This is a genomic window from Streptomyces sp. NPDC048507 (genome assembly GCF_043199995.1).
In the GTDB taxonomy this organism is placed as follows: domain Bacteria; phylum Actinomycetota; class Actinomycetes; order Streptomycetales; family Streptomycetaceae; genus Streptomyces.
In genome coordinates, this window is record NZ_JBICWZ010000025.1 from 60,753 (window position 1) to 67,113 (window position 6,361).

General features: G+C 72.5%; 7 protein-coding genes. 3 read left to right on the plus strand and 4 right to left on the minus strand.

What is annotated here, in order from left to right; genetic code table 11:
• Window positions 1-67 precede the first annotated feature (67 nt).
• A complete protein-coding gene (locus ACGFXC_RS35335; protein ID WP_393719021.1) occupies window positions 68-595 on the plus strand; it encodes a DUF4245 domain-containing protein in 528 nt (175 codons plus the stop codon).
• 87 nt (window positions 596-682) lie between these two features.
• Here ACGFXC_RS35335 and ACGFXC_RS35340 read toward each other — a convergent pair whose 3' ends face one another.
• The 4 genes from ACGFXC_RS35340 to ACGFXC_RS35355 all read right to left on the minus strand — a co-directional run bounded on the left by ACGFXC_RS35340 (window position 683) and on the right by ACGFXC_RS35355 (window position 4,376).
• Entirely contained in the window at window positions 683-1,273 is a 591-nt protein-coding gene (locus ACGFXC_RS35340; protein WP_393719011.1) for a malonic semialdehyde reductase, read from the minus strand.
• 97 nt (window positions 1,274-1,370) lie between these two features.
• Entirely contained in the window at window positions 1,371-1,625 is a 255-nt protein-coding gene (locus tag ACGFXC_RS35345) for an exodeoxyribonuclease VII small subunit (protein ID WP_393719012.1), read from the minus strand.
• Window positions 1,626-1,682: 57 nt separating this feature from the next.
• The gene (xseA, locus tag ACGFXC_RS35350; protein WP_393719013.1) at window positions 1,683-2,969 is read right to left on the minus strand and encodes an exodeoxyribonuclease VII large subunit; all 1,287 of its coding nucleotides are present in this window, start codon (window positions 2,967-2,969) and stop codon (window positions 1,683-1,685) included.
• A gap of 9 nt (window positions 2,970-2,978) precedes the next feature.
• Window positions 2,979-4,376 carry an APC family permease gene (locus ACGFXC_RS35355; RefSeq protein WP_393719014.1) on the minus strand — a complete coding sequence of 466 codons (1,398 nt, stop codon included), beginning with the start codon at window positions 4,374-4,376 and terminating at the stop codon, window positions 2,979-2,981.
• Window positions 4,377-4,471: 95 nt separating this feature from the next.
• Between ACGFXC_RS35355 and ACGFXC_RS35360 the strand changes: the two genes are divergently transcribed.
• A complete protein-coding gene (locus ACGFXC_RS35360; protein WP_393719015.1) occupies window positions 4,472-5,485 on the plus strand; it encodes a 4-hydroxy-3-methylbut-2-enyl diphosphate reductase in 1,014 nt (337 codons plus the stop codon).
• Between the two features lie 32 nt (window positions 5,486-5,517).
• On the plus strand, window positions 5,518-6,270 hold the full coding sequence (gene ppgK / locus ACGFXC_RS35365) for a polyphosphate--glucose phosphotransferase (protein WP_393719016.1): 753 nt from the start codon (window positions 5,518-5,520) through the stop codon (window positions 6,268-6,270).
• Window positions 6,271-6,361: the final 91 nt, after the last annotated feature.

Sequence of the window (6,361 nt, forward strand, 5' to 3'; positions counted from 1 at the left end):
GCGCCCGCGAGGGCGACCCCGGCGGAGATCGCCCCCGGCGATGCGCGACGATGGGGGCGTGGCAGGTATGAAAGGCAAGCAGACGGTCTGGGACATGGTCCGGTCGCTGGCGGTGATCGGCGTCGTCGTGGCGGGGATCTACCTCTTCCTCCCCCATGACGACACGGCCGACCCGACGCGGACGGTCGACTACCGGGTGGAGACCATCACGGCGCGGCGCGCGGCCCCGTACCCGGTGGCGGCCCCGGTGGGGCTGTCCGAGGAGTGGCGGGCGACCTCCGTGACGTACGAGCGCAAGGCGTCCAACGCCTGGCACCTGGGCTTCCAGGACCCGGAGAAGCAGTACGTGGCGGTGGAGCAGTCCAGCGACACCTCGGTGAAGTACCTGACGGGCGTCACGCAGAAGGCGAAGGCCAGCGGACAGACCCAGCAGGTCGGGGACCGGGCGTGGGAGCGCTGGGAGGGCGAGAAGTACGACGCCCTCGTGCGCCAGGAGCAGGGCTACGTCACCGTGGTGACCGGTACCGCCTCCTTCGACCAGCTCGCCGCGATGGCGGCCGCGCTGGAGTTCAAGCAGGGCCCGCAGACCCCGTAGGACCGTACGGGCGGGGTCCGCAGACGAGAGAAGGCCGCCCGTCCCGGGGAAACCGGGGCGGGCGGCCTTCTTCGCGTCGGGGAGGACTCAGACGGTCGTGACGACCTGGTCGAAGTCCAGGCGCGGGGAGCGCGGGAACCAGGCGTTCTCGCCCGGCTTGCCGATGTTGACGACCATCAGCGGGGTGTGGTCGGCGTCCAGGAACTCCTTCTGGACACCGGCGAAGTCCAGACCGGTCATCGGGCCGGCGGCCAGGCCGGCGGCGCGGACGCCGACGATGAAGTAGGCGGCCTGGAGGGCGCCGTTGACCAGGGCGGACTGCTCGCGGACCGGGCGCTCGGCGAAGAAGGCGTCCTTGGCCTGCGGGAAGTGCGGGAGCAGCTGCGGGAGCTCCTCGTGGAACTCGTTGTCCGCGGAGAGGATCGCGACCAGCGGCGCGGCCGCGGTCTTGGCCTGGTTGCCCTCGGCCATGTGCTTCACGAGGCGCTCGCGGGCCTCGGGGGAGCGGACCAGCGTGATGCGCAGCGGGGTCTGGTTGAAGGCGGTGGGGCCGAACTTCACGAGGTCGTAGATCGCCTGGACCTGCTCCTCGGTGACCGGCTCGTCGGAGAACGAGTTGGCGGTACGGGCCTCGCGGAACAGCAGGTCCTGAGCGGCGGCGTCGAGAACGAGAGACATCGGAAAGCCTTCTTCGGTGCGGAGGTGACGTGCGATGTCCCGACTGTACGACGAAAGTAGATGAAATTTCAACTACTTTGGTGTGCGGTGAGGTGGATCACCCCTGGCGGCCCTCCCGGCCCGCCCCGCCCTCGCCCTCGGCGGCCGCCGTCTCCCGGGCCGCCAGCGCCGAGTCCAGCCGGGCGCGGGCGCCCTCCAGCCAGTGCCGGCAGACCGTCGCCAGCTCCTCGCCGCGCTCCCAGAGGGCCAGGGACTCCTCCAGGGAGGTGCCGCCGGCCTCCAGCTTGCGGACGACCTCGACGAGCTCGTCGCGGGCCTGCTCGTACCCCAGCGCCGTATCGGTTTCAGTCATTCCCGTTCCCATCGTATGTGTGCGGTACAACGAATTTGTTGCCGGAGTGTGTCGGCGTCAGTGCGCCTCGGGAGAGGGGGCGGCCGCCGCGTCCGGGGCCGGGCCGGGCGCGGGGTCCCGGTCCGGCGCGGCGTCCGTCCGGGCGACCTCCACGGTGAACTCGCCCGCCGCCACCCTGGCCCGCAGCACCTGCCCCGCCGTGACCTCCCCCGCGGCCCGCACCACGTGCCCGTCCGCCCGCTGGAGGACCGCGTACCCGCGCTCCAGGGTGGCCGCCGGGGACAGTGCCACCACCCGGGCCCGGGTGTGCTCCAGCTCGGAGTCTGCCCGGTCCAGCAGGTGCCCCAGCGTGCGCCGGCTGCGGCCCAGCAGCGCCTCCAGCTCGGCCTCCCGGGTCTCCACCATCCGCTGCGGATGCACGAAGACCGGCCGGGCCAGGGCGTGCGCGAGCCCGCGTTCCTCCCGGTCGAGCAGCCCGCGCAGGGCCCGCAGCCCGCGGCCCCGGAGCTGGTCCACCCGCTCCAGCTCCTCCCCGACGTCCGGGACGACCTTCTTGGCCGCGTCCGTGGGCGTGGAGGCCCGCAGGTCCGCCACCAGGTCCAGCAGCGGGGAGTCCGGCTCGTGCCCGATCGCCGAGACCACGGGGGTACGGGCATCCGCGACCGCCCGTACGAGCTCCTCGTCGGAGAAGGGCAGCAGGTCCTCCACGCTGCCGCCGCCCCGCGCCACGATGATCACGTCCACGTCCGGCCGGGCGTCCAGCTCCTGCACCGCCCGCACCACCTGTGGCACCGCGTGCACCCCCTGCACGGCGACGTTGCGGACCTCGAAGCGCACCGCGGGCCAGCGCCGCCGGGCGTTCTCCAGCACGTCCCGCTCGGCCGCCGAGGCCCGCCCCACCACCAGTCCGATCAGCTGCGGCAGGAACGGCAGCGGTTTCTTGCGGTCCAGCGCGAACAGTCCCTCGGAGGCCAGCGACCGCTTCAGCCGCTCCAGCCGGGCCAGCAGCTCCCCGATGCCGACCGGGCGGATCTCGGTCACCCGCAGGGACAGCTGCCCGCGCGGGGCGTACCACTCGGGCTTGGCCAGGACGACGACCCGCGCGCCCTCCGTCACCGCGTCCGCGACCTCCTCGTAGACCTGCCGGAAGCAGGTCACGCTGACGGAGATGTCGTGCGACGGGTCCCGCAGCGTCAGGAACACCACCCCCGCCCCCGGCCGCCGGGACAGCTGCGTGATCTGCCCCTCCACCCACACCTGACCCAGCCGGTCGATCCAGCCCCCGATGAGCCGGGACACCTGACCGACCGGCAGCGGCGCATCAGCCGACGTATTCAGACCCATGCAGGCAGGCTAACCGCCGGGGCCGACACCGGTACCGGGCCCGTCGGACGGGATCCCCGCGCGTCGGCCGCGCTGGGCCACCAGCACGCACAACCCCACCAGCAGCCACACCGCCCCCACCAGCTGCGCCGTCCAGGAGGCCTCGACGATCACGGCGACCGTCACCGCCGCGCCCAGCACGGGCACCACCAGGTGCTTCCACCACTGCGGCGGCCCCGCCATCCGGCGCACCACGAACCAGGCCACCACCGAGGCGTGCAGCAGCGTGAACGCCGTCAGCGCCCCGATGTCCACGACGGAGACCAGGTGGTCGAGCCCGTCGTCGCGGCGGGCCGCCCACACCGCCGCCACCAGCGTCACCGTCGCCGCCACCAGCAGCGCCGCCCGCGGCGTGCCGCCCGAGGTGCGCGCCAGGGCGCTCGGCAGCCGCCGCTCGCGGGCCATCGCGAAGAGCAGCCGCCCCGCCGCGGCCTGCCCGGCGAGGGCCGCGAAGGCCGCCCCGATGGCCTTGCTCACCGCCACCAGGTCGTGCAGCCAGCCCCCGACCGAGGTCTCGACGGCGTTGTAGAAGGCCGGCCCCTGGGCGGCCGGGTCGGCGGCCAGCTCCGCCGAGGAGACCGGGGTCAGCAGCGCCGCCAGGTAGGTCTGCGCGAGGAACAGCACCCCGGTCAGCGCCAGGCAGAACAGCACCGCCCGGGCCACCTTCGCCGAGCCCCCGGTGACCTCCTCGGCGAAGGAGGCGATGGCGTCGAAGCCCAGGTACGACAGGACCGCGACGGACACCGCGCCCAGGACGGCGGCCGTCGAGAAGCCCAGCGAGCCGTCGCCGGTCAGCGGGGACAGCCAGCCGCGCCGGGCGCCGTCCCGCAGCAGCACGGTCACCGCCGAGACCAGGAAGACGAGCAGGACGACCACCTCCAGGCCGAGCACCGCGAAGCCCACGCGCGCGGCGGCCCGTACGCCCCACAGGTTCAGCGCGGTGGTGACCACCACCGCCAGCGCCGTCCACACCCACCGGGACACCTCCGGCACCAGCGCGTTCATCGCGATCCCGGAGAAGAGGTAGGCGACCGCCGGGATCAGCAGGTAGTCCAGCATCGCCATCCAGCCCGCGATCAGCCCCGGCCCCTCGCCGAGCGCCGTGCGGGCGTAGGTGAAGACCGAACCGGCCCGCGGGGCCACCCGCACCATCTGCGCGTACGAGAAGGCGGTGAAGGCCATCGCGACGGTCGCGACGAGGTAGACGAGCGCGACGGCGCCGTGCGATGTGGCGTCGAGCGTCCCGAAGACCCCCACCGGGGCCATGGGGGCGATGAAGAGCAGTCCGTAGACGACCAGATCCCGGAATCCGAGGCTCCGCCGCAGGGTGCCGGGCGGGGCCGTGCTGGAATCCGTAGCGGATGCCATCGTTCCTCCGAAGGATCGCCGGGGTCGCCGGGACGGATGTTCGACCAAGTCTGTGCCGAACGGGGGACGTCCGGCCTGCTGGAGACCCCCGTACGATGGAGCGTATGACTGCTCCCGCCCCCGCTCCCGCATCCCGCCGCGTCCTGCTCGCCGCCCCGCGCGGCTACTGCGCGGGCGTGGACCGTGCCGTGATCGCTGTCGAGAAGGCCCTCGAGCAGTACGGTGCGCCGGTCTACGTCCGGCACGAGATCGTGCACAACAAGTACGTCGTCCAGACGCTGGAGAAGAAGGGCGCGATCTTCGTCGAGCGGACCGAGGAGGTCCCGCCCGGCTCGATCGTGATGTTCTCCGCGCACGGCGTGGCCCCGGTGGTGCACGAGGAGGCGGCGAAGGGCCGGCTCGCGACGATCGACGCCACCTGCCCGCTCGTCACCAAGGTCCACAAGGAAGCCATCCGGTACGCGAACGAGGACTTCGACATCCTCCTCATCGGCCACGAGGGCCACGAGGAGGTCATCGGCACCTCCGGCGAGGCCCCGGACCACATCACCATCGTGGACGGCCCGGACGACGTGGCGAACGTCGAGGTGCGCGACGAGTCGAAGGTCGTCTGGCTCTCCCAGACCACCCTCTCCGTCGACGAGACCATGGAGACGGTCGACGCCCTGAAGACCAAGTTCCCGCTGCTGGTCTCGCCGCCGAGCGACGACATCTGCTACGCCACCTCGAACCGGCAGGCCGCGGTGAAGGTCATGGGCGCCGACTCCGACCTGGTCATCGTGGTCGGCTCGAAGAACTCCTCGAACTCCATCCGGCTCGTCGAGGTCGCCCTCGACGCGGGCGCGCGCGCCGCCCACCTGGTCGACTTCGCGAGCGAGATCGACGAGGCCTGGCTGGAGGGCGTCACCACGGTCGGCCTGACCTCGGGCGCCTCGGTGCCCGAGGTGCTCGTCGAAGAGGTCCTGGAGTGGCTGACGGTGCGCGGCTACGCGGACGTGGAGATCGTCAAGACGGCCGAGGAGTCGATCGTCTTCTCCCTGCCCAAGGAACTGCGCCGCGACCTGCGCGCGGAAGCGGCCGGACTGGTGGCCGGCGGCGCGGACGAGTAGCCTGCGGCGCCCCGCGTTCGTACGGTGAGTCCATGCAGATCTTCGGTGTGGACATCGGCGGTTCCGGGATCAAGGGCGCTCCCGTGGACCTTGACCGCGGCGAGCTGGCGCAGGAGCGCCACAAGGTACTGACACCACATCCGGCCACCCCAGAGAAGGTGGCCGGATGCGTTGCCGAGGTGATCGGCGCGTTCTCCTGGAAGGGCCCGGTCGGGGTCACCTTCCCCGGCGTGGTCACCGGTGGCGTCACCCGGTCGGCGGCCAACGTCGACGAGGCCTGGGTCGGCACGGACGCCGCGGCCCTGCTCTCGCGCGAGCTGGGCGGCCTGCCCGTCACCGTCCTGAACGACGCGGACGCGGCGGGCGTCGCGGAGATGACGTACGGCGCCGGCCGCGGCCGCGGCGGCACCGTCATCCTGCTCACCCTGGGCACGGGCATCGGCAGCGCCCTCTTCACGGACGGCCGGCTGGTCCCGAACTCGGAGCTGGGCCACCTGGAGCTCAAGGGCCACGACGCGGAGACGCGCGCCTCCGTCAAGGCCAAGGAGGACGGTGACCTCAGCTGGGAGCACTGGGCCCACCGGCTGGAGAAGTACCTGGCCCACGTGGAGATGCTGTTCTCCCCCGACCTCTTCATCCTCGGCGGCGGCGTCAGCCGCAAGCCGGAGAAGTTCCTCCCGCTGATCAGCGGCATCCGCGCGGAGATCGTCCCGGCGAAGCTGCAGAACAACGCGGGCATCGTCGGCGCCGCGATGGCGGCCCGCGACGGGGTGCCGAAGGGCTAGGTGTGTTGTCCGGAGAGGTTGGTGGCGCGGCTGGCGGGGGTGTGGCCGTGGATGCCGGTGTGGGGTCGGTGGTAGTTGTACCAGTGCAGCC

Excerpts from the sequence above, each read along its gene's own strand:
- ACGFXC_RS35335 (WP_393719021.1), top strand. The coding sequence starts at position 68 with ATGAAAGGCAAGCAGACGGTCTGGGACATGGTCCGGTCGCTGGCGGTG.
- ACGFXC_RS35340 (WP_393719011.1), bottom strand. The coding sequence starts at position 1,273 with ATGTCTCTCGTTCTCGACGCCGCCGCTCAGGACCTGCTGTTCCGCGAG.
- ACGFXC_RS35345 (WP_393719012.1), bottom strand. The coding sequence starts at position 1,625 with ATGACTGAAACCGATACGGCGCTGGGGTACGAGCAGGCCCGCGACGAG.
- xseA (WP_393719013.1), bottom strand. The coding sequence starts at position 2,969 with ATGGGTCTGAATACGTCGGCTGATGCGCCGCTGCCGGTCGGTCAGGTG.
- ACGFXC_RS35355 (WP_393719014.1), bottom strand. The coding sequence starts at position 4,376 with ATGGCATCCGCTACGGATTCCAGCACGGCCCCGCCCGGCACCCTGCGG.
- ACGFXC_RS35360 (WP_393719015.1), top strand. The coding sequence starts at position 4,472 with ATGGAGCGTATGACTGCTCCCGCCCCCGCTCCCGCATCCCGCCGCGTC.
- ppgK (WP_393719016.1), top strand. The coding sequence starts at position 5,518 with ATGCAGATCTTCGGTGTGGACATCGGCGGTTCCGGGATCAAGGGCGCT.